General features: G+C 69.9%; 16 protein-coding genes and 2 pseudogenes. 7 read left to right on the plus strand and 11 right to left on the minus strand.

From position 1 onward, the window contains the following. Window positions 1-313 precede the first annotated feature (313 nt). The 5 genes and pseudogenes from KMS84_RS11905 (at window position 314) to KMS84_RS11925 (ending at window position 3,724) form a co-directional block, all read left to right on the plus strand. Window positions 314-763 carry a DUF2398 family protein gene (locus tag KMS84_RS11905; protein ID WP_256916127.1) on the plus strand — a complete coding sequence of 150 codons (450 nt, stop codon included), beginning with the start codon at window positions 314-316 and terminating at the stop codon, window positions 761-763. An 82-nt stretch (window positions 764-845) separates the two neighbouring features. Beyond that, window positions 846-992 (plus strand): annotated as a pseudogene (locus tag KMS84_RS11910) (TIGR02679 family protein); the annotation flags it as partial. After that, window positions 967-1,413: a TIGR02679 domain-containing protein gene (locus KMS84_RS11915; RefSeq protein WP_256916128.1), complete on the plus strand. Its 447-nt coding sequence runs from the start codon at window positions 967-969 to the stop codon at window positions 1,411-1,413. The pseudogene KMS84_RS11910 and the gene KMS84_RS11915, both read left to right, overlap by 26 nt. 12 nt (window positions 1,414-1,425) lie before the next feature. After that, window positions 1,426-1,821, plus strand: a pseudogene (locus KMS84_RS11920) (DUF2399 domain-containing protein); the annotation flags it as partial. Window positions 1,822-2,071: 250 nt separating this feature from the next. After that, the gene (locus tag KMS84_RS11925; RefSeq protein WP_256916129.1) at window positions 2,072-3,724 is read left to right on the plus strand and encodes an N-6 DNA methylase; all 1,653 of its coding nucleotides are present in this window, start codon (window positions 2,072-2,074) and stop codon (window positions 3,722-3,724) included. Between the two features lie 39 nt (window positions 3,725-3,763). Here the strand turns inward: KMS84_RS11925 and KMS84_RS11930 are convergent, their stop codons facing one another. The 9 genes from KMS84_RS11930 to KMS84_RS11970 form a co-directional block, all read right to left on the minus strand. Further along, window positions 3,764-5,890, minus strand: coding sequence for a UvrD-helicase domain-containing protein (locus KMS84_RS11930; protein ID WP_256916130.1), 2,127 nt, complete (start codon window positions 5,888-5,890; stop codon window positions 3,764-3,766). Between the two features lie 40 nt (window positions 5,891-5,930). Continuing rightward, on the minus strand, window positions 5,931-7,166 hold the full coding sequence (locus KMS84_RS11935; protein ID WP_256916131.1) for an McrC family protein: 1,236 nt from the start codon (window positions 7,164-7,166) through the stop codon (window positions 5,931-5,933). Beyond that, window positions 7,163-8,989, minus strand: a complete 1,827-nt coding sequence (locus tag KMS84_RS11940; RefSeq protein ID WP_256916143.1) for a DUF4357 domain-containing protein — start codon at window positions 8,987-8,989, stop codon at window positions 7,163-7,165. The genes KMS84_RS11935 and KMS84_RS11940 overlap by 4 nt, the downstream gene beginning before the upstream one ends. 210 nt (window positions 8,990-9,199) lie before the next feature. Beyond that, entirely contained in the window at window positions 9,200-9,601 is a 402-nt protein-coding gene (locus KMS84_RS11945; protein WP_256916132.1) for a hypothetical protein, read from the minus strand. 2 nt (window positions 9,602-9,603) lie between these two features. Further along, window positions 9,604-12,042, minus strand: a complete 2,439-nt coding sequence (locus KMS84_RS11950) for an AAA family ATPase (RefSeq protein WP_256916133.1) — start codon at window positions 12,040-12,042, stop codon at window positions 9,604-9,606. Window positions 12,043-12,524: 482 nt separating this feature from the next. Next, window positions 12,525-13,763, minus strand: coding sequence for an McrC family protein (locus KMS84_RS11955; RefSeq protein WP_256916134.1), 1,239 nt, complete (start codon window positions 13,761-13,763; stop codon window positions 12,525-12,527). Next, window positions 13,756-15,864, minus strand: coding sequence for a DUF8426 domain-containing protein (locus tag KMS84_RS11960; protein ID WP_256916135.1), 2,109 nt, complete (start codon window positions 15,862-15,864; stop codon window positions 13,756-13,758). Before KMS84_RS11960 ends, KMS84_RS11955 begins: the two co-directional genes overlap by 8 nt. 126 nt (window positions 15,865-15,990) lie before the next feature. Then, window positions 15,991-17,277: a hypothetical protein gene (locus KMS84_RS11965; protein ID WP_256916136.1), complete on the minus strand. Its 1,287-nt coding sequence runs from the start codon at window positions 17,275-17,277 to the stop codon at window positions 15,991-15,993. A 105-nt stretch (window positions 17,278-17,382) separates the two neighbouring features. Continuing rightward, window positions 17,383-17,862 (minus strand): ATP-binding protein, encoded by a 480-nt coding sequence (locus KMS84_RS11970; protein WP_256916137.1) that lies wholly within the window; start codon window positions 17,860-17,862, stop codon window positions 17,383-17,385. Between the two features lie 167 nt (window positions 17,863-18,029). On the opposite strand from KMS84_RS11970, the gene KMS84_RS11975 reads away from it, so the two are divergent. Together KMS84_RS11975 and KMS84_RS11980 are read left to right on the plus strand one after the other, a co-directional pair. Continuing rightward, window positions 18,030-18,881: a helix-turn-helix domain-containing protein gene (locus KMS84_RS11975; RefSeq protein ID WP_256916138.1), complete on the plus strand. Its 852-nt coding sequence runs from the start codon at window positions 18,030-18,032 to the stop codon at window positions 18,879-18,881. Beyond that, window positions 18,878-19,063 (plus strand): DUF397 domain-containing protein, encoded by a 186-nt coding sequence (locus KMS84_RS11980; RefSeq protein ID WP_256916139.1) that lies wholly within the window; start codon window positions 18,878-18,880, stop codon window positions 19,061-19,063. Before KMS84_RS11975 ends, KMS84_RS11980 begins: the two co-directional genes overlap by 4 nt. Window positions 19,064-19,087: 24 nt before the next feature. Here the strand turns inward: KMS84_RS11980 and KMS84_RS40915 are convergent, their stop codons facing one another. After that, entirely contained in the window at window positions 19,088-19,516 is a 429-nt protein-coding gene (locus KMS84_RS40915) for a hypothetical protein (RefSeq protein WP_285893420.1), read from the minus strand. Next, on the minus strand, window positions 19,513-21,846 hold the full coding sequence (locus KMS84_RS11990; RefSeq protein WP_256916140.1) for a competence protein CoiA family protein: 2,334 nt from the start codon (window positions 21,844-21,846) through the stop codon (window positions 19,513-19,515). The genes KMS84_RS40915 and KMS84_RS11990 overlap by 4 nt, the downstream gene beginning before the upstream one ends. Window positions 21,847-21,915: the final 69 nt, after the last annotated feature.

Consider the following 21,915-nt stretch of genomic DNA (forward strand, 5'->3'; position numbering starts at 1 on the left):
GACCGGAAGGGCGGCGCGTTCCCCGACGCGAGCACGGTGCAGCGCGAGCACGACGTCGCCCCGTGCGATCCCGGTCTCCAGGAGTCCACGATCAAGGGGACACTTCACCGTCGGCCATGACGTCCTCGAGGGCGTCCAACTCGGCGGGGCCTGTGCCGGGGCCGGTCTCGGCCTCGGATCGGCGTCGCCAGCGAGCAGCCCGTCGAAGATCTTGGAGTGTCCGTCCCTGCCGCAGCCGAGCAGGGGCTGCGGGTATCCCGCTCGGAGGAAGCAGCGCCGGCCAGAGCACCTCGCCCTTCCCGGTGTGGTGAGCGTGGAGCCCGACGGTGTACCCCTGCCAGGGCTCGGCGAGGACCCCCGCGCGGACGGTGTCCGACACCGGAACGGCTTGTGCCGCACCGCCGCCCGGCTCCTGCTGGCCCACCCCCTGGTCACCAGCACCGGACCGCACAGCGACACCTTTTCACTGATCCGACGCCACGCCGACTGGCTGGTCCAGCGCTTCCAGCAGGTGTTCGGATACCGCCTGCTGGTGGAGGCCTCCTACGCCCGGCTGTTCAAGGCGGGCCTCGGCCCGGGCTCGGGTCACCGTCTGGAAGATCACCGACACAGGGCGGGAGGCCGAGCGGCGGACCCTCGCGGCCACACTCCGTCAACTCGTCGACTGGGGCGCTCTTGGACGCACAGGAGCGCGAGGCGCTGTCCCTCCTCCTGGCTCGACCGGTCACCGGCCCCACCACCACGATCCGCCTGCCGGATCTGAACACCCGCCTGCGCACCAGCGCGGTCGCACGGGGCCGGCCTCGACACTGGAGGAACTGGGGCCGTCCCTGACCGACCGCCGAGTGGCCCGTCACGCGGCGGCGGCCGAACGAGCCCGCGTGCGGTCAGCGGCTCAGACGGAGGTGGAAGCCACCTCGCTGTCCGCCCAGCCCTGGATAGGACAGTGGCTGGAGGAGATACGGCGTGGCGGCACACTCACCCGCCAGGACCCGAAGACCGCAGCGACCGTCATCGCCCAGGACGTCCGGACCCTGGCGCCGCTCTTCCCGGGCACGGCTCCACGCTCCACTCCGCCGACGTGGGACCGCGGGCGAACTGGCCACCCGTGCCACCGGCTCGGCCCACGGCCGGGACGACGGCACGCTGCTGTCCCGGCTGGTCCTCCGCGGCATCGCGCTGGCGCACGGCGTCGAGCTCCCCGCAGACGCACCCGCGCGCCGGGCGCTGTGGCGCATGGCCTTGGTCACCCCGGACGAGGTGTCCAGCGCGGTGCTCACGTACGGCCTGCGCCCCGGCGGCGGCGCCTGGCAGGAGGCGGCCCTGCGCGAGCGCGCCGGCCACCACATGGAAACCCACCTGACCCTGCGCGACCTGCGCACGCTGAGCCTGAAGACGCCGCCCGGCACCTGAGTCCACGTCGGTGAGAACCAGCGCGTGGTCGAGGCCGCGGTCGACAACGGCTGTACAGCACCCGTGGTCTGCGCGTCGGGGAGCGCCACGACAGTCGCTTTGACCCTCCTCGACGCCTTGGCGGCGTCCGGCTGCACCTTCGCCTACCACGGTGACTTCGAATGGACCGGCATCGCGCTGGCCAACCGGATCACGCAGCGGTACGGAGCCGAGTCGTGGCGTATGCGAGCAGCAGACTACGAGTACCTCGCGACCCGCACCCAGGTGCACGGCACACCCCAGGTGGCCCTCGTCGGAACACCCGCCGAGGCCGTGTGGGACGCGGAACTTGCCCCTGCCATGGACGCCCTGGGGATCGCCCTGCACGAGGAGGCGGCGCTCGACCTGCTGCTGGAGGACCTCGGGTGAAAGGCCCCGCCGAGTGGGGGATCGGGTGAGGACGCACCGGAGGGCGTGCCGTTGCCGCGCCTGAACGGAGCGGATGGCGTAGACGACGCCCCGGCTGTCGTCCCCACGAAGTTCACGGCCGGCTCGTATGGATCCCTTGCCCTGGACGAGGCTACGACATCAGGTACACGTAGTGTGCCTGCAGTTGATTGTTAACGGCGTCAACAAATCTAGCATTGATAGCAACATGGACCCTGTGTACGGTTGCCGTATGACGCACACTCCCGCCCCCCAGGCCGGCCCGCTGGTCACCGGCTCTGAGATCGCCAGACTGGCGGGCGTCACCCGCGCCGCCGTCTCGAACTGGCGGCGGCGTTACGACGACTTCCCCACGCCTCGCGGCGGAGGCGCCAACAGTCCGCTGTTCGACCTGACGGAGGTGCGGGCCTGGCTGGACAAGCAGCGCAAGGGCCAGGAAGTCTCCGTGGAGGTACAGCTGTGGCAGGCGCTGCGCGGAGTCTACGGCGACGACATGCTCGGTGGGCTCGTCCACGTCGCCCGCCTCCTCACGGAAGGAGAGGCACCCCAGGAGCTTCCGGCGGACATCGCTCGGCTCGTGCGGAACCTGGCGGAGAGCGATGGTGCGGCAGAGGTGGTGAGCATCCTCGCGGAGCGCTTCACCGAGTCTGTACGCCGGACCGGATCGGACCAGGTCACCTCGTCGCGCGTCATCCGTGCCGTAAGCCACTTCGCCGGTGAGGTGGCACCTGACGCCACCCTCTTCGATCCGGCCTGCGGTATCGGCTCTCTCTTGCTCGCCATTGGTCCGCAGCAGAGCCCCAGGCGCTGCGGGCAGGAGTCCGACGCCCGCAGCGCCACGTTCGCGCAGCTGAGAGCCGACCTCACCGGGCACGTCGGGGCAGGCATCGTCAGGGGGGATTCCCTGCGCGACGACCAGTGGGCGGACCTCAAGGCCGACCTGGTCGTCTGTGATCCCCCGGTCGGAGAATCCGACTGGGGGCGTGAGGATCTGCTGCTCGACCCGCGCTGGGAGTTCGGCACGCCGTCCCGTGCCGAAGGCGAACTCGCCTGGCTGCAGCACGCGTATGCACACACCGCGCCAGGCGGTCGCGTTCTCATGGTGCTGCCCGCCTCGGTCGCCTATCGCAAGGCGGGCCGCCGTATCCGCGCCGAACTCGTACGCCGGGGCGTCCTGACCCAGATCACCGCCCTGCCGTCCGGTACAGCGGCCTCACATGCGCTTCCGGTCCACCTCTGGCACCTGCGTCGCCCGCTGACCCCGAGGGATGCTGTCACCAGTGTCCGCATGGTCGATCTGGCGGCGGGCGATCCGGAGGGTTCCCTGGAACCGGCCCCCGAACAGATGGCGGACGTTTCCCTGATCGACCTGCTCGACGATGCTGTGGATCTCACTCCCGGCCGTCATGTCGGTGATTCCCATCGCGACTATGCCGCTGAATACCAGACCTTGCGAAGGCAGTTGACCGAGCAGGCGAGGCACCTGGCGGAGTTGCTGCCGGCGTTGGCCGCAGGCGAAGGCCCCAGCTCTCTCGACGGACCTACCGTCAGCGTCGCCGATCTCGCGCGAGCCGGGCTCGTCGAGTACGGCGATCCGGAACCGGTCTCGATCAGCGACCAGCTCGACACCGACTACCTCCAGGGATTCCTGCGCAGCGGGGCCAATACTCGGCGCTCTACGAGCACCAGCGGCACCTTCCGTCTTGACGGCAAGGGCGCCCGCATCCCGCAGATGGACATCACCGAACAACGCCGGTACGGGGCAGCGTTCCGCGCGCTTCAGGAGTTCGAGGAGCTAGCGCGGAGCGTGGCGGAGCTGAGCCGGGACGCGGCGATCCTGGCAAGGGAGGGTCTCGGTAACGGCGCGCTCGCCCCGGAAGGCTGATGGAGAGCGTCACATCGCCGACCCGCCACGCCGATGCGGTTACGGCACGAACGAACTGGCCGACCCGCTCCACGTCACCGCCAACGCCTCCCGAGCACGCGTGCATGCCACGAACAGCAGGCACCGCTCCCGCAGCAGATCCGACTCGTACTGCAGCGCGTCCACGGAGGCGGGTGTCACCTCGCGGGCGAACGGCACCGCGGTTGTCGTCACGCCCAGAACGGTGACGCAGCGGAACTCCAGTCCCTTCATCGCATGCATGGTGGCAAGCCGCACTCCGTCCGTGCCAGGCCTCGGATTGTCCCTGACCCGGACCACAGGGATCTTGGCCGCCATCAGCTTGTCGTAGGCCTTGTCGAGCAGCACGTTGAAGCGGGCGCACACGCCTATCTCCGACGGCATGATGCCCTGGGCGATCCAGTCCTCGACGCGTTCGACGAGAGCTGCCACCTCCGCCTGTTCGGAGCCGTACCCGGCGATATGAGGCTGCCGGCCGTGCAGGAGTGAGCGGTAACCGGTCAGGTTGTCGTAGCCCTCGCCGCCCAGGTCGTCGACCGACACCGGGCTCAGGAGGCCGGTCGACCAGATCAGGATCTCCTCCGTCGACCGGTAGTTGATGCGCAGACGGTGTGTGCGACCGGTCACCGAGATGCCCAGGGAGCCGAGCGACACCTTCGAGTCGTAGATGCGCTGGTGCGGGTCCCCCGTGATGAACAGGTCGTCGCTGCCCGGTGCCACCGCGCCGCGCAGGACACGCCACTGCGCGGGGTGCAGGTCCTGCGCCTCGTCGATCACGACGTGGTCGTGCGTGGGTGCCGACCCGGTCAGGAGATCGGCCGCACGTGCGCACACCTTCAGATGCGTCGTGGACTTCTGGGCGCGCAGCATCGACTCGAACAGTTCGACACCGGACCACAGTTGGTCACGTCGCGCCGACGGCAGCGCGCTGCCGCGCCCGCGCCGCAGGGCCGTGCGGTAGGCGTCGGCGGTGCGCAGGTCCTGGGCGAGTATGACGTGCCGGTACTCCTGAGCCAGGAACTGCTCCGTCCACGGCAGGCCCAGCTGCTTGACGACTCGCTGCCACAGCTGCCGTTCCTCCCTGTCGTTCACGGGGGAAGGGGTTTTGCCGTCGAGCCGGGTCACGACGCCGTGGGCATAGGCGTTGACCGTGGTCACGTCGACGCGGTCGAGCAGCGCCTCGTCACCGTCCAGCAGCAGCGACAGGTTCTCGCGCAGTGAGCCGGCCAGCGCGTTGGTGTAGGTGGTCAGCAGGATGCGGGTGTCGGGCACGCGGGAGAGGAGATGCTTGACACGGTGCAGGGCCGCGACCGTCTTGCCCGTGCCGGGACCGCCGGTGATCTGGACCGGGCCGCCGTACAAGACCCGGTAGGCGACCCGGCGCTGCGAGGGGTGCAGGAACACCCGCCAGGCCGTGAAAGGCTTCTCCAGGATGTCCGCCAGCTCTTCGGGACCGCTGACCAGGGTGATGCGGCTCGTGGTGTTGGCGATGGCGACGGCGAGGCTCTCGTCGGGGTCGGGGCCCGCATCGGCCGGACGGCGGACGGCGACCACGTCCCGGTACACCTCGTCGGGGCCGAACCCCTCGGCGAGGTACTGGAGCACCTCGCACTGGTCCTCCGGCAGCAGTGTCTCGAACGCCTTGAGCTGCGCCTTGTCGACGATGGTGCGCACCGCACGCAGTACCTGATCGTCGAGGCCGAGTTCGCGCAGCACGCTGTCCGAGTACTTCGCGAAGAGCAGGGAGTCCGCGGCGGCAGCCGCCTTCTCCAGCGCCGGAGTCAGCTGCTCGAGGGCGACCACGTTGCGGACTTCGAGCGCGCGTGTCGCGGAGTTCGTCGTGTACAGCCGCTTGGCCGCCCAGCTGTACGCGTCGTCGTGCCGTACGACGTTGACGAGCAGGAACACATCGCTGCCGTCGTCCGGGGCAAGGACCACCCCGCGCCAGAAGTCGTTGATACGGATGGTCCGCATGCGGGTGTCCTGGGCATTCTGTACGGACTCGAGGTGGAGCCCTTTGTCCGCGTGCAGTTCGGACACGGAGAGAAGCTGGAACTTCTGCATCGCCTTGCGTACGCCGGCCTTGACGGGCTTCTCCAGGGAGTCGTAGCTCTCCCAGAAACTGTTGGCGAACGCGAGCTGCGGCACGAGGTGAACTCCCTACCCTGGACGGACACTCCGCAGTCGATCATACGCGCGGGGTGTTCACCAGCCGCTGGGCCAGTCCCTCGACGGCCGTGAGCATTCCGGCGGGCTCCTGGTCCAAGTCGAGGGCGTGTTGATGGATGACGATGCCCGCGTGGCGCACTTGGTGCGCGGCGTGCGGGGCATTCCCCTTGGCGTACACGAGATGGCCTTCGCGCAGGCCGAGCGCCGTGCAGTACGCCAGCATCTGGTACAGGTCGGCGTCCGGGTAGCCGCCCCGTTTCTCCGCCTTGTACTTTGCATCCACGACCGCACACGGGGTGCCGTGGGACCCGTACAGCACGAGGTCCGGCTTCATGCGGATCGCGGCGGCCTCGTCGAGGTGGTGGGATTCCTGGAGGCGGGTGGTGTGACCCGATCCCATGGTTCGGAAGGCCTCCTGCAGGGCGACCGTCACGAAGTCCTCGAAGAGTTTGTTCATGTCGAAGAGGAAGCCGTCGACGCGCAGCCCGCCGGGCGTGTGCTCGGCGGATACGCCGTCCAGTACCGCGCGGGCGAGGTGCAGGGCGTGCTGGTACCGGGCGTTGAGACGGGTGGGCAGCCAGTCGGGGAGCGGCTGCCCGCGCACGATCGCGGTCACGTCGGCCAGCCGGGCACGCTGGTGGAGGAGCCTGCGGCGTACGTCGCGCGGCACGCCGGGCAGCCGAAGGAGCCGCTCGACGCCCGCACGCAGGATGCGGTTCTCCGCGATGTCGGTGGTGAACTCGTCGTACGCCACCTCGACCGGCAGCATCGCACCGAAGCGCCGCCGGATCTGTTCGGCCTCTCTGATCCGGCCGCGGACGACGAGCGCGGATTCCTCGGTCGCCCGATAGCCCTGCAACAGGCCTTGCCGCAGGGCACGGTCCACCTGCCGCTCCACGGCGTGGGCCAGCGCCGGCAGCAGATCGCGGTGCTCGGCGACCTCGACCTCCTCGTCCCGCCAACTTCTGCTCGGATCGAGGCTGTAGCCGAGCAGAAAGAACAGTCTGGCGACGGGCACCTTGGGCGTGACGCGAATGGTGACCGGTTCGCCGCCGCCGGGCGCCGTGACGGCCACAGCCCCGACCTTGCTGCCGGCCCTCAGCGACCAGAACCCGGGCGTGTAGGGGTCGGGGGCCGCGTCCACGATGCCGGAAGCGGCGAGGGCGCGGCCGACGGCGTCCGGCAGGGCGAGACGGGTCGCCGGCGCGTGCTCGACCAGTTCGACGGAATCCACGGCTTCCACTGCGGACGTCACCCCAGCGACTCCCGCAGCGCGGCCAGCCCGTACCGTTTCTCGATGTCCAGGCCCTCGCCGTAGTGGTGCTCCTCCAGTAGGGGCAGGATCTTCGTTCGCCAGGTCCGCTCCAGTCCGCCCTCCCGGTAGACGCCCTTCTTCATCAGGTACGAGGGCCCGATGCGGAAATCGGCTTCATCGATACGGCTGTTGAGCGCGTCGAGCAGATCGGCGGGCTCCGCGTCCTTGCCTTCCCTGGCCAGCCAGCGGCGCAGCAGACCGCGAGTCGGCTCCGTGCGCGGTGACAGTTCGACGAAGGCGAAGCGACGGCGCATAGCCGCGTCCACGAGGGCGATGGACCGGTCGGCGGTGTTCATCGTGCCGATGACGAAGAGGTTCGGCGGCAGCGCGAAGTCGTCGCCCGAGTAGGTGAGCCGCACCGACTTGTTGCGGTACTCCAGCAGGAAGTACAGCTCGCCGAAGACCTTCGCCAGGTTGGCCCTGTTGATCTCGTCGATGATCAGGAAGTGCGGGATGTGCCGGTTGCCCTCGCGGGAAGCCAGATCGGCCAGCTCACGCAGCGGCCCGGCGGTCAGCCGGAAGGCCACTTCTCCGGTCTGCGGGTCCTCCTGAGGCCGGAAGCCCTCGAAGAAGTCCTCGTAGGCGTACGAAGGGTGGAACTGGACCAGCTTGACCTGCTCGGGGCCCCCGCCGAGGAACTCGGCGAGTTTGAGCGCCAGGTACGTCTTGCCGGTGCCGGGCGGCCCGTACAGCACCAGCTGACGGTCGTCCCAGAGCAGGTCACGCACCTCGCGCAGCCACTCCGCGTCGTGCACGAGCAGCTCGGCGGCCAGCTCGTCCGTGGGCTCGGGAAGCTCAAGCTCGCGCCGGGCGGTGAGCGCGGGGATCTCCACGCTGGGGTCCCGCTCTATGGCCTCCGCATCGTCAGCCAGCTCCTGGTCGGACCGGCCGAGTCCTTCGATATGTGCCTGTACGGAGGTGAGGTCGACGACGTCGTGCTGTACGGACAGTTTCTGCTGGAGCTCTTCCGGCAGGTTGTCGTACGGATAGCCGGTCGCCTCCCACTCGACCGGTCGCCGCAGGTTGCTCCGTCCGTCGTCCGACGCGATCTGTTCGACCTCACCCGCGATCTCCCCGGCGTACAGCCGGCCGCCGGAGATGGTGCACACGGTGTCTCCGGGTTTCATTCGGGAGAGGAAGGCGTGCAGGTCCTCGACGAGCTGCTGCTTCTGGCTGTAGGTGGCAGTGGACTCGTAGTCCTCCTGGACCAGGGTCCGCAGCTCGTCCTTGCTGATGCCCTGCGTGATCCCCTGCCGAAGGCGGGAGGCGGCCAGCGTGACGCGGCCTTCAGGGAGCCACATCCTCTGCACAAGGTCCAGACCGGTCACGTTGGATCCACGTACCAGCCAGGGACGGTTCGGACCGTGCCATGCCGCCGCCATGAAGTCGGACAACGGCGCGCCGTCCTCGGTCCGCCAGTCCTTCCACCCGTTGCGTGGGGCGCCGACAAGCAGGACGGCGGCGAACGAGGGCGAACCGACGACGACGTCCTCGGTCAGTTCCAACCAGCCGGCCCACCGGGGCGACGGTACGAGCACGCCCTGGGCCCTCAGTTCCTCCCGCCGCTTGAGCGGGGCTTTGAAGTGTGTGGCGAGTGACGGCATCACATGGTCCCGGGCCGGAGATCCGGCGCGGATCAGGAACCTTCGGCTTCCGTTCGTGCCTGTCTCGTCCAGCAGCGCACCGCGTGCCCGGTCGATGCCGTCGCCGTTGGGCAGGCGCAACTGGAACTCCGGATACGTCGCGGACTCGGCCACGGACATCACTCCCCACTCGGACACCGTCTGACGAGAACGATAGGTGCGACCACCGACAGACCGGTCCCCACCAGGACGCGGGTGCGGTTCGGGCGGATCGCCGCATGGCGGCAGAGCCTTCGTCGCGCGCGAGTTCCGCGGGCGGAGCCGAATCGTCCGCCGGTCCAGCCGGAACACGAAGGCCAGGGTCGTCAGACCTGCGCGCGGTGGGCCCGGTCAGGAGCGCGCCGTCGGCATGACCGGGGTCGTGCCGGTTCCGGGCCGCAGGGCCGGCAGAAGGCCGGTGACCTCCAGCAGACGGGTGCGGATCTCGGCGGGGGAGGGCGGCAGTTCACCGGTTCGGTAGTGGCAGGCCGCGCTCAGCGCCGACCAGGTCGTACGGCACCTGCGGGCGGTGTCGTGGCCCGCGTACCACTCCAGGCAGAGCATGCGGTGCTTGCCGACCCGGGTCATCGACGGGGTGACGCCGAGCCAGTAGGTGTCCAGGGCCTGGTCGAGGGCCATGCGGAGCAGGACGGCGGCGGCACGTGCGCGCAGGCCGGGTGTCAGCGCGCCGGCCGTCCCGGGGCCGGGGGACAGCAGATGGCCCGCGGCGGTCACGAGGGTCTCCGGGGACACGGTCACCGGGCACCTCCGGCGCCCTGAGCTCCCGCGCCCCGCCGGACGGCCGTGACGAGCGCCTTCGTGCGGCGCACGAGATCCTTCCGGCTGTCGACGGTCGGAAGGGGCGTGTGCGCGCCGGAGTTGAACGCCGTGATCAGTGCCCAGCCGCCGGCGCAGATCCGTTCGACGGCCTCGCGGGCGTGTTGCCGCTCGTCGCCCAGCAGGGCGAGGGCCACGTACGTCTTCGTGCGGTCCAGCGAGCCGATCCGCTCCTCCACCTCTCGGATGCCGAGCCCGTCCTCGTCGCGCAGCCGGCGACGCGCGGTCTCCAGGCAGGCCGCCTCAAGGGCCCTGCGGCACATCGCGGGCAGCACGTGATCGGCCACGTCCTGCGGTACACCCGGGTCCAGGGACACGGCACGGGCCTCCGCCAGAGCCTGCTCCACGGGGTCGCTCGCGGTCTCGACGGCGACCACCGAGTCGTTCCCGCGCGTGACGTGCAGGACGGTCGCTCGGATGCCGAGGTGGTCGACGGCCTGTGCGAGACGGGTGTCGTGGGTGAACACGATCACTTGCCGGTCCCGGGCGCAGGCGTCGAGGACCCGGGCCAGCCCCTCGACCTTCTCGGGATCCATCGACTGCACGGGGTCGTCGATGACGAGGAACCCGAACGGGCTGTCCGCGTGCGTCGCGCGCGGCAGGAACAGGGAGAGCGCGAGGGAGTGCAGTTCTCCCTGGCTCATCACGCTGTACGCCGGGGCCGCCATGTCGTCCACGGAGACGTCGAGAACGACCCTGCCGCGCCCAGGGGTTCCCGCGAGGGTGACGGACCCGAGGCTCACGCTGCTGTGCTCGCACAGCCGCTGCCACACCTCCTGGGACCGCAGGGCGAAGGGCCGCAACCGCTCGTTGCGCAGCTCGTCGATGATCGGCCGCAGCCAGGTACGGGCCTTGCGCGCGTGCGGGAGGCGGACGCGAGCCGCCTCGGCCGCCTCCGCCACGCCCAGCCACTCGGCCAGCCGCACGGCCACCGGCTGCCATGCCTCGTCGTGGTCGGAGAGCCGCCTGATGCGGTCCTCCCGCACCTGCCGGCACGCGTCGTCCAGGGCCGCCGCCGCGCGCTCGGCCCTGTCCGCGAGCTCCCGCGGATGGGTGACGTCGCGGCACAGCGCCCAATCCCGCCAGATCGACACGAGCGGATCGTCCTCGTCGCGCAGCCACACCGGGACCGGCTGTACGAGGTCGTGGACCGCCCGCACCGTCGTCGCCACAGCCTTCCGGGCGGCTTCGGCGGCGACCGCCTCCGCCTGGAGCCGCTCCACGTCGGCCCGTGCCTGTTCCGCCCAGGCCCGATCGAGCCGGTTCTCACTGCCACACACCGGACAGTCCGTGCTCCCGGAGCGGTGGCGGTGGTCCAGCGCCGCCTCCAGCAGCCGGGCCAGGCGACGGGCGTCCTCGGCGCTCCCGTACCGGGCTTCCTCGGCGTCGGCCGCGGCCTCCCGCAGCCGCGCGACGGCCTCGCCGACCTCCCGCAGGTCCGGCCCGGCGAGGCTCGCGTACCGCCGCAGCCTGGAGAGTTCGGCCTCGGCCGCCGATGAACGGCTCTCCAGCAGCGCCCGCACTCGCACAAGGTCCGGGGTGGTCCCGGAGAGCGCCGAGGCTGCCTCACGCGCCTTGGGGCCGTCGATGCGGGAGAGGTCGCCGAGGAGCTTCGTGGTGAGTGCCTTCCCCGCCTTGTCCGCCTTGTCGTACTCGCTTACGGCGTCCTTGACCCGAGTGTCGAACTCGGCGAGCAGTTCGAGCCCGAGGAGCCTGAAGAAGGCGTCGTGCAGATTGCCGAGCGTGCCGTTGATCATCGAACCGAGCTCGCTGTACGGCAGGAACGGCCTCGCCAGCTCCAGCGCCCCAGCGTCGACGACCTCCTCCAGCTTCCGCTCCGAGCCGTCCTGTCCTTCGACCCGCGTCCGCGCCTCGTCGACCTTGTCCCCGCGCCAGGTCCGCCGCACGGTGACGGCCTCCGCCCCCTCGCCCACGGACAGTTCGACGCCGACCTCGGGGGTGACGTCGGGGCTGTGGAGGTTGCGCCAGCCCTTCTGCCAGTCACCGGCCCGCCGTCCCTCCCAGCGGGAGTTGCGTCCCGTGATCGCCGTCTCGGCGGCTTCGGCGAAGCTCGACTTGCCGGATCCGTTCGGCCCCGCGACGACCACCAGGCCGGGCCCGGGCGGCAGTTCGAGCGTGGTGCGCGGACCGATACCGCGCCAGCCGGCCGCGGTGATGGACCGGAGCTGGACGGGACCGGCCCGCCCTCCGCTGTTCCCGGTCTCCTCCTCCGGGAGCAGTTCGATCAGCAGGTCCCGCGCTGCCTGGGTGAGGCTGGGGTCGGCGAGGCGGCTGAGCAGGAGCTCCCGAAGGGAACTGGAGGCAGCGGGAGAGGGCTCGGGGGGCTGCTGAGTCATGTTCGGTTCCTTGGTGCCGGGCGCGACGAAGGTGTGCGGCGTGGACTGATGGGGTGACATGTTGTCGTGAACGAGCATGGCAAGGATGCGTTAGCAGTGTCAACGTAGTTACAGAACAAGCGAAGTTCGAATTTGTGTACGTAGCTCGAACGGGTAGTCATAGAGGGGCGTGCCCTGGTGGCGGAAGCCGGGCGCTCATGACGTCGGGACCGGCGGCGTTTCACTTCGGGGGCGCCGGCCAGCAGCTCTGTGCGCATTCGGCGCTGTTGCTCACGTCACCCAGGAGTAGGTGATCGGAACGGGGGAGTCGATGGCGTTCGGCGACGAGTGGGCGCAGTCGGTCTCGGAGACCGGGCAGCGCCGGTCCGCGGCACGCAGGACATCTCTGGGCGGTCGGTCACGAGGCGTTCCTGCTCCACGGCGAGCCGCACAAGAAGGCGGGCATCGTGGGGTGCGGGTGCCGCGCGGCCAACGAGTGGTGGTCAGCGCAAGACTGAGCCGATCCAGACCGCCGCCTGCTCCGGCGGGGTGCGGGTGTCGATGCCGAGAACGTGGAGGGTGCCCAACAAGCCCTTGGGGCCGCGCACCCGGAGGGTTCGCTGGGCGTAACCGCCCGGCTGGGGGTGGACGATGACGGCCGTCGGGGCGTCGGCGGACGCGTAGCCGCTGCTGTAGGTGAGCAGCTGGTGGACGTCGGCCGCGCTCACGCCGTGGCGGTCGTAGCGCTTGTACTTGGCGTCCACGGGCAGCAGCGTGCGATGTGCCGTGTCGGGCCCTGGGAGGCTGAGCAGAAGATCGGGCCGGAATGTCGAGGCGTTGCCCAGGTCTCCGCGCACGGTGATGCCGACGCCGCTCCCGCCGGGTACGGCGTGGCCTCCGCGCGGACCGGCGGCCTCGGTGCCGAGACGGCGGACGACGGCTTCCCAGAGTGCGGGCATGGCGAGCAGGAGACCGTCCGCCGTGGTGCCCTGGTCGGTGAGCAGTTCGGTCACGCCGCCACCACGCAGCAGCAGACGGGCCCAGGTGTGGGCGGGCCGGTAGCGGGCGTTCAGACGTGTGTAGGTGGCGTGGTCCAGAGCGCGGAGCGCCGCGGCCGGGGTCGGGGCCTGCGGAAAGGCGCCGGCGACGCCGTGCAGGGCACGCGCCAGGTCGGGACTGGAGGTCAGACCGAGCGCTGCCTTCAGAGCGCTCCCCAGAACACGGTTGTCCCAGATGTTCGCCTCCCGGTCGAAGGTGCGGACGTGCAGCTGGTCCAGTTGCCCGTAGCGGCGGGTGGCCTGGGCGGCGACGTCCAGGCGTCCCCGCAGCACCGGTTCGATACTCCGGTGGCGTACGTAGTCCCGGCGCAGTCCCTCCCGCAGCAACCGTTCACACTCTTCGACCAGAGCGGCGGCGACCAGGTCGGCGTAACCGTCAGGGCCGGTGGCCCATCGCCTGGCCGTCGCTGGGACGGGCGTGCCGAGGGCGTAGGCGAGCCAGCTCATGAGCTGCTCTCCCGAAATGGCGAACTTGGGTGTGATGACCACGCGGACACGGTCCAGGACCAGCACTCCGACGGTCGCGTCGGCTTTGAGCCGCCACCCGGTGCGCTCCCTGGTCAGGGTGAGGCAGTCCCGTGTCTGGAGTGAGTGCAGGCGGTCGACGTCCCGGGAAGTGAGCTGACCAGTCTCCAGCAGGGTCGACTCGTACTCACCCAGCCGGACCGGGGTGCGGTCAGGCATCCGGGCCGGGAACGCCGCTGGTGAACTCACTCGCCAGCGCGTCCGCCAGGTCCTGCGGGGGCATGAGGCGCGGACGCCCCGTGTCGGAGTCGACCAGGTCGCCGAGGATGCGGTGCAGCAGTTCCGCCCGGCCGAGGCAGTAGTCCTCCAGGAGCGGGATCACCTCGTGGTGGAAGGCCGCGGCCAGGTCCTCCTCGGTCGCGATCGGCTCGCCGTCCCGCAGCAGGTAGGCGTGCCCGATCTGGTGGTCGGCGTCGAGATGGCGGGCGATGCGGGTGTTGAGGGACTCGAAGAACGCAGCCAGGTCCAAGGGGCCGACGGTTCCGGACACCGCGTCCGGGTCCGGGCCCACCGGCAGGAAGGCGAAGCGGCGGCGAACCGCGGCGTCCAGATGGCTGATGCTCCGGTCGGCGGTGTTCATCGTGCCGATGACCCGGACGTTCGGCGGTACGGAGAAGCGGCGCTTGCTGACGGGCAGGACGACCGGCAGGTTCCGCTTGTCGAGTTCGAGGAGCGTGATCAACTCGCCGAAGATCCGTGGCAGGTCACCGCGGTTGATCTCGTCGACGACCAGCAGGAACGTCTGGTCGGGCTGGGCGGCGGCCCGGCTGCACAGGCTGTGGAACAGGCCGTCCGCGAGGGCGAGGGTGAGCCCCGGGCCGGTGGCGCTCAGGTCTGGTTTGAAGCCCTCGACGAAGTCCTCATAGCCGTAGGAGGGATGGAAGGTGACCATGCGTACACGGTCGCCGTGCAGCATCTCCGCCTGCGCCTCGACACGTTGGCGGACGTCGGCGCCAGCACCGAGCACGTCCGCGCGACCGTCCAGGGCGAGGGCGGCGCCGAGAGCGAGCCGAGTCTTGCCCGTACCGGGCGGACCGTGCAGGATCACTTGACCCTTGCGCTCCAGCGCGTCCAATACGGTCTGCACGTCCTCGGGCAGCGCGACCGGCGCGTTCACCGGTACCTGGCCCGTACCCGGGGCGGAGACGGAGCCGGTGTTGTGTGCGGTGAACCTGGCGAAGAGGGACGGGTCGACTTTGGCGAAGGTCGACCGCCACCCGTGCTGGGGCTTCGGCAGTTTCTGCGCGTGGGAGAGGTCCCAGGCCACCGGGACGACGTGGTGGAACTCCGGCCGTTCCGGGTCGTGGCGGTAGCTCCCGTCGACCCTGCCGATGGCCAGGATCTCGTCCGTCCCGCGGTTGGCGACGATCCTGTCACCCGCCTCCAGGTCCCGGAAGGCGAGCAGCCTGCGGGCGAGGGTCAGGCTGCCGCCGCTGCTGCGCGGCCAGTGCGCGTCCAGAGCTTGCTGCAGTTCCGTGTCGCTCTGGTATTGGCCGAGATCACCGAGCTCGTCCCACCCGACGCAGATGAACCCGCCCTGCCGGCATTCCTCCCACATACGCCCGCGCTCGCCAGGGGCGATCTTCCAGATGGTGCGTTGCCGGGGATTGAAGTGCTTGTACAGGAAGCGCATCACTTCCAGTCCCGTCCAGCCCTCGAACTCCTCCCGGGTCCGCACGAGTTCCCGCAGCTGACGGTTGGTACGCGAGGCGGGGACGCCGGCCTGTGCCTCGCCGCCGAGCAGCGCGACGAACGTCCGCAGATGCTCGGCCGCGTAGATCGGCAGAAAGTGCTGGGGGAAGTAGGTCGCCAGGGACTTCGTCACCAACGTCGGCCCGTACCGCAGCACTTCCAGGTCGTCCAAGGCCTCGAAGTCTCCTGCCCCGACGGCCTCGAAGGCCCGGACGAACTGGCCGCGCAGTTCCGCCCACGCGTCCTGCGGGTCCATACCCCTCAGCGGAGCGGCCAGCCGCCATTCCCCGGTGTTGTGGTGGTACATGATGTGCTTCGCGGCACTGCCGCCCTTGATACTGCCCAGGTGCGGAGTGCCGAACTCCATGTGCCGGCAGTACGTCGGCCCCGACCCGGGCGGCGCGCCCTGCCCGAGGGCGTAGCGCTCCAGCGGCAACTCCGCCCACTTCTCCAACGGAAACTGGGACAGCACCTGCTTGCGCTCGTCCTCGGCAGCCGACTCGACGTTCGCCAGGCCGGCCCGGTCGAACTCGGCCGCCGCCGTGCGCACATCCACCCCGTTCGTCATGGGGGCCATGATGCCGGACCGCGAGACGGCGTCACCAGATCCGATCCGTGCAGAGGTCAGGCCAGGGCCCTTGAAGATCCTTTCGACGCGGGCCTGGCTGTGACACGACCGTCGCGGGCAGTACGACTACCAGGGCTCCAGCCCTCGCTCGGCCGGTTGCGTGTGGGGCAAGAGGGCTTCCTGAGCACGTGAGTTCAGGCCCATCAATTTGTCCGCCGCGCGGTCGACGAAGAACACGAACGCTTTGGCGGTGTCGGCGAAGGCCGCTGCGGGGCGGCTGATACCGGCTGTCGTGATCACGATGAGCCGCTTGGGCGCGTCCTCACCGGCCGCCGCGGCCAGCCCGTTCAGCCGCTGCACCTCGGAAGTGGACAGGTTCTTCGCCCGGTCGTGCCATTCGACGTGGAACGTGTCGGACCGGATGGGGCTTTCGGCATCCCCTTCTTCGACGTCGCCGAAGCCGAACGCCGTTAGCTGATCGAGAACCACGTCGGCGATGTGCCGTGGGCTGGGGGAGCGTTGTGAGGTGCGCGGCGCGGGTCCTTCGACGAACTGACCGTGATCGACGCCGACCTCTGCCAGTGACTCGGGCAGGGCGGTTTCGTCCGCGAAGAGTGACTCCTGCCACTCCGACCGCCGCTGGACGGAAACCGGTTCCCCGCGTCCGATTGGCTCGCCATGCACCTCCACGTCCCAGGCCTTCAGGCCCTTGACGAGCACGTCGGCGATGTCCGCCACCGAGGCGTCCGCGCGGGGCACCCCCGGTCCGGGCCGCGTGCTGCGCCACAGGTTCCAGCCCAGATCGACGCGGCCCCACGCCCCGCATTCCGCGAGGTACACATCCACCAGCCAGCCGAGGGCCGGCTTCAGCGAGACGCGGACGAACGCGTCGGGGAACTCTGCCTCGACGAAACTGCCGTCGCGTCCGCCCACGATGTCGAGTTTCGGCGAGTGGCGAGGGCCGTACGGGAAGTAGCCGTTCCCGGCCGCCACGCGCCGCACTCGCACACCCCGGGCGTCCAGGAGATCGGCCAGCTCGGTCATGTCGGACGGCTCGCCCTCGTTCCAGCGCCACGGCGAAGGAACCGGTACGCCGGCGAGGTGTGCCGACGCCACGGCGTGCAGGGCGTCGACGAGCACCTCGTCGGGCGTGTCCAGAGGCCAGACGGACGGCTCACTGTCCAGTACCGGGTCAATCACCGCCCAGACGATCGTGTACCCCATGCGCACCTGTGCCAGAGCGACCGAGCGTCGACCGGACAACGTGACCTTGAGGTGCATCAGGTGGTTCGCGTCGTCGAAGATCACCCGGTCGGCCAGCTCGGGATGACGGTCGCACAGAGCCTGTTCCAGGCTCTTGAAGTGCAGGTGTCTGCCGAAGGCGGCGACCATGTCACCGGGCGGGAAAGGCAAGGGACACACTCCTGTCGAGTAGTGGGTGGCGTGACCGGGGATGCTGTGATCCGTTGACGGAGGTTAGGTCGACCGGGCGCCGTCACTCAAAACCTTTGGCCGCCTTCAACGGCATTGGCCGCCGGATTGGCCGGATACCGCCTTCGGCTGCTCGCCGGGCTGGTCGATCTCCGCCCAGACCGTCTTGCCGGAGGGCAGGCGGGGCTCCGTGCCCCAGCGGTCGGCGAGTGCGTCGACCAAGAGGAGCCCGCGGCCCGACTCATCGTCCGGGCTCCGCTCCGGGGGGATCGCAGGGCGGTACTCGCCCCGCGTGTCGCTCACCGCGATGCGGAGGGTGCCGGTCGCGTCGTCCGGCGTCAGCGCCAGCAGGAAGTCACGGCCCTGGACGCGGCCGTGCAGCGCGGCGTTGGCGGCCAGCTCCGCGACGATGTGTTCAGCTCGCTCGATAACTCGGGGTGACATCCCCCAGGCGGTCAGCCGTTCCACGGCCAGGAGCCGCGCGAGGCGGGCACCGCGGCGAGTGGAGGAGAGCCGCTGAGCGAACGTGCGTACGGTAGCGCAAAGTTGTGGCGGGGAGGCGTTCATGGGGAAACCGTGGCGGGCGTGCGGGGGTGTGTTCCAGTAGCACGGCCCGTACGCTACGTCAGCGTACGGGCACTGTCTGTGGACGGTACGGGGATCTTGCCGTCACTCTGGGTGCTGTCGATCGCGGAGAAACCGCAGAGGATGTACGCACCTGGAGGTGGCCGCGTATGACGGACAGTAGCGACGTGACGGCTTGCGACTGGGAGCACGAGCCCGACCCCTCCGACAGTCTGCGGACCTTCGGAGCCGTCGTCCAGGCCCTGCGCGAGCACGCGGGGCTCAGTCGAGTGGACTTCGGGGCGCGGGTCAGGTTCTCCAAACACACCGTGGAATCGGTGGAGTTGGGACGACGGATGCCCGACGAGTCGTTCGTGGAGCGCGCGGAGGAGGCGCTGGGCAACACGGGGGCGCTGCGGAAGGCGGCCGGGCATCTGACGCGGGGCGAGGCGGGGCTGGCGGCCTGGTTCAGGCGCTGGGCCCGGCTGGAGAAGGTCGCGGTGAGCCTGTGCACGTACGAGTGCAGGCTGGTGCCGGGGTTGTTGCAGTCGGAGGGGTATGCGCGGGCGGTGTTCGACAACAGCATTCCGCCGCTGTCGGATGAGCAGTTGGAGGCCCAGGTCGTTGCGCGGATGGACCGGCAGAAGATGCTGCGCGAGCGGCCCAACGTGCCGTTCAGCTTCATCGTCGAGGAGCACCTGTTCCGGCGTCGGCTTGGCGGGCGTGAGGTGACGCGGGGGTTGCTCGACCATGTGCTGGAACTGACCGCACCACGGAATGTGACGCTTCAAGTGATGCCGTTGGACGCGGAGTTCCATGCGTGCTTGGACGGTCCCGTGCGACTTCTGGAGACTCCGGAGCGGCGGCGGCTCGCGTATTCGGAAGGGCAGCAGAACGGCCGTCTGATCACCGACGCAAAAGAGGTGAGCCTCCTCTATCAGTGCTATGACACACTGCGCTCGCAGGCCCTGAACCCCAAAGACTCGCGGGGTCTGCTGGAGCGACTGCGAGGAGAGCTATGAGCACGATGGAACTCGCCTGGTTCAAGTCCAGCTACAGCGGTACCCAGGGGGACGACTGCGTGGAGGTCGCCGTCACCGACCAGGCCATCTGCGTACGGGACTCCAAGGACGTGACTCGCCCGCACTTCGCCTTCGGGCGTGAAGAGTGGTCGCGGTTCGTGGGGTTCGTGGCGGAGGCCTGAGCGGAGCGACGTGCGCGATGGCGCTCAGAAGATCTTGCAGAGCGTCATCGCACGCATATCGACATCGCCCGGTGACCCGAGCACGGAGCTGCGGCCCACGTAGATGGTGTCCCACTGCGAGGTTCCGACCGGGCATGTGCCGGAACTGATGAGCAGGCCGCCGGAGAGATCGGGGCCTGTTGTGCTGGCGTCCGGTATGCCGAGGGTGGCTGGTTCGGCCGAGGCGCCGGGCTCTCCCTCGTCGCCCTTGGCGCCGCGTTCACCTTGCGGCCCCTGTTCGCCCAGAAGCCCCTGCGGTCCCCGTGCCCCTTCCGGCCCCGCCGGGCCCCGCGCGCCGGTCGGGCCGGTCGCGACGAAATAGGCGCCGGCGACTGCTCCCGCCGCACCGGACAGGGTGACGACGGCTGCGGTGGCGGCTATGCCGATTGCGACGCGACGACGGTTCGGTCTCATGTTCTTTCCTTCGGGTCATCGGCGGTGTGGACGGCAGCCCTGTAGGCCGCGAACACTCGGGCCTGTTCCGTCTTCCGGAGCTGGCCCAGTTCGATGGGGCGCAGGCCGTGGGGCCGTCCGAGGCGTTTGAGGATGGCGTCGAAGTACGGCACAGGCGTGTGCTCCGAGGCGACCACGAGGGAGGAGAGCAACACCCCGTAGGTGGGCGGGCTGTCGACCGCTACGAGGATCGCTTCCCTGGCCTTGTCGGTGAGGTCCGTCGGCTTGAGCCCGGCGGCAGCGGCGAGCGTGTGCCAGCCCACGCAGACCTGACGCCGGGCGGCATCGATCAGCGCCCGCCGAACGGCTACCACCAATGCGGCCTTGGTGGTCCCGAGCTGACCCCAGGCCACGCGGTCCGCCTTGGCGGGAGCGGCTCGGGCCACGGGTACGGTCTGTCTGCCCCGTGTATAGGCGGGGTCCACGGCGGCGCGCCATGCTGCCTGTACGGTCGGGGTGGCGGCATTGGGCCTCCAGCCCAACTCCTTCAGTACGTCGCCGAAGAACGGGGCCGGGCCTGGGATCTGCCCTTCCGCCTTCACCAGGGCCGACAACAACCGACGCCCGGGAGCGTAGGACCTGTCCACTGCGGCGAGCAGCTGAACGCGGTCCTGATCGGACAACGTGGACGGCGAGATGCGCTGCTTCTTGAGCAGGGTCGACCACTTGATCAGGCCGCGTCCTTTGGAGACTGCTTCGAGTTGCTCGCGGAGCGAGGCTACGAGCTGCGCCTCGTTCAGCACGTGTCCGGCACTGGCCTTCACCTCTGTCAGTCCGGACGAGGGCTGTTGCCGTGCGGGTGCCGATTCGGCGAGGGCGTAGGCGGTCTTTCGCTCGCGTTCCCAGACCTCCGCCACCTTCGCCTCGGACAGGTCGGATCGCCAGCCGAGGCCGGCGAGGACGTCGGCGAAGTACGGGGCGGGAGCCGCCGGGGCGTGGGCGGGTTTGACGAGCGCCGAGAGCACGGGCTTGCCGTCGGCTCGGGGGTGGTCAACGGCGATGAGGAGGCGGACGCGTTCTTCCGGAGTGATGTCGCCGGGTGCCGCTCCTGCGTGGCTGACGAGCGTCTCCCAGTTGACGAGGCTCCGGGCGCGGGCGACGAGCTCCAGCCTTGAGCGGAAGACGCGGATCGTCTCGGCCTCACCGAGGGGGAGGGGGCGGGGTATTGAGGTGGCCGGTTCGATCGTCGTGGGCGTTGGTGGGGGTGGGTCGGGAGGCGGCGATGCGGGGCGCAGGTCCGGCCAGCGGGAGTCGGTCTGCTGGGGTAGGGGCGAGGCGCCGTCGGCGCATATGAGCCAGGAGGGCTCGGAGGGGGCCGGTTCGGTGAGCGGCAGCAGGTGGGCTGAGGAGTAGATGACGTGCAGTTGGTGAGGAGGAGGGGCGGGGTGGGCGTGCGGCAGGGTGATCCGGGCCCGGACGACGGCCGAGCCGAGCGGCTGAAGGTCGGCCTCGTAGAGGCGTACGGCGGTGCCGTCCGGGTCAGGGTGCGGTGCCGGGAGTTCGGTCGCTGCGGTGAAGGCGATGGTGCCCGGAGCCAGCGGGAAGGCCACGGGCGTAGGGGCGGGAGCGGGCGTACTGCTCGCGAGCGGTTCGGCGTCGAGGCGGGGCGTGATGATCCCCTCGTTCGACAGGCGGCACTCGGTGAGGGCCGACCACGCGAGGCTGTTGTCCGAGTACTGCGTGCCGACGTACACCTCGCGGGTATCGCCCTGAGTGCGGCAGGAGATGCGGATGGCATGCCCGGCGGCGTCCACCTCGCTGTGCGAGAGCCCGCAGTAGGGTCCGTACGCCCAGTGGACGTGGGTGTGCCCGTCGGTGAGGCGTTTGCGGGTCTCTTGCCACTCGCGGAGGGAGAGACGGGCCAACTGGACCCGGATGATCCGGGACCGGCCGTGACCGAACCGGACCTCGACGGCTCCACCGTGGACCGAACCGGGGTCCAGGTACGTGACCTCGGCGTCCTGGTATCCCTGCCGCAGCAGCCAGCGCCGCAGCGCCTGCCCGATGTAGAGGTGGTCGGCGCTGGCCTCACCGGTCTCCGTGCGGCGGCAATGCACGGGCGGCCGGTGCGCGAAGTGGCACTTCTTCTCCGTGTACCGCTTCGGAGTCAGCTTCTTGCCGCAGCCGCCGAGCAGGACGCCGCAGTAGAAGTCGTCGCGGGTCCGGCCCCGCATGAACCCGTCGAAGTCGTCGTGGTCGTACGGCAGGAACACCGGCCAGTCCGACTCGGCCTGACCGATGACCGCCGTCTGAACCTTGCGGGTGTCTTCTTCGGAGGTGGGCGAGACCATCCTGGCTCCTGGCTCGGGCAGCGGCGGCGGTTGGGTCAGGCGGGGTGGCGGGGGTCTTGGCCTGGGGGT

The organism is Streptomyces hilarionis (assembly GCF_024539675.1).
Lineage (GTDB): Bacteria > Actinomycetota > Actinomycetes > Streptomycetales > Streptomycetaceae > Streptomyces > Streptomyces hilarionis.

Bases quoted from the DNA above. Each gene is read 5' to 3' on its own strand.
- KMS84_RS11980 (WP_256916139.1), top strand. From the start codon at position 18,878: ATGAGCACGATGGAACTCGCCTGGTTCAAGTCCAGCTACAGCGGTACC.
- KMS84_RS11940 (WP_256916143.1), bottom strand. From the start codon at position 8,989: ATGTCCGTGGCCGAGTCCGCGACGTATCCGGAGTTCCAGTTGCGCCTG.
- KMS84_RS11950 (WP_256916133.1), bottom strand. From the start codon at position 12,042: ATGACTCAGCAGCCCCCCGAGCCCTCTCCCGCTGCCTCCAGTTCCCTT.
- KMS84_RS11990 (WP_256916140.1), bottom strand. From the start codon at position 21,846: ATGGTCTCGCCCACCTCCGAAGAAGACACCCGCAAGGTTCAGACGGCG.
- KMS84_RS11955 (WP_256916134.1), bottom strand. From the start codon at position 13,763: ATGCCTGACCGCACCCCGGTCCGGCTGGGTGAGTACGAGTCGACCCTG.
- KMS84_RS11960 (WP_256916135.1), bottom strand. From the start codon at position 15,864: ATGACGAACGGGGTGGATGTGCGCACGGCGGCGGCCGAGTTCGACCGG.
- KMS84_RS11970 (WP_256916137.1), bottom strand. From the start codon at position 17,862: ATGAACGCCTCCCCGCCACAACTTTGCGCTACCGTACGCACGTTCGCT.
- KMS84_RS40915 (WP_285893420.1), bottom strand. From the start codon at position 19,516: ATGAGACCGAACCGTCGTCGCGTCGCAATCGGCATAGCCGCCACCGCA.
- KMS84_RS11925 (WP_256916129.1), top strand. From the start codon at position 2,072: ATGACGCACACTCCCGCCCCCCAGGCCGGCCCGCTGGTCACCGGCTCT.
- KMS84_RS11975 (WP_256916138.1), top strand. From the start codon at position 18,030: ATGACGGACAGTAGCGACGTGACGGCTTGCGACTGGGAGCACGAGCCC.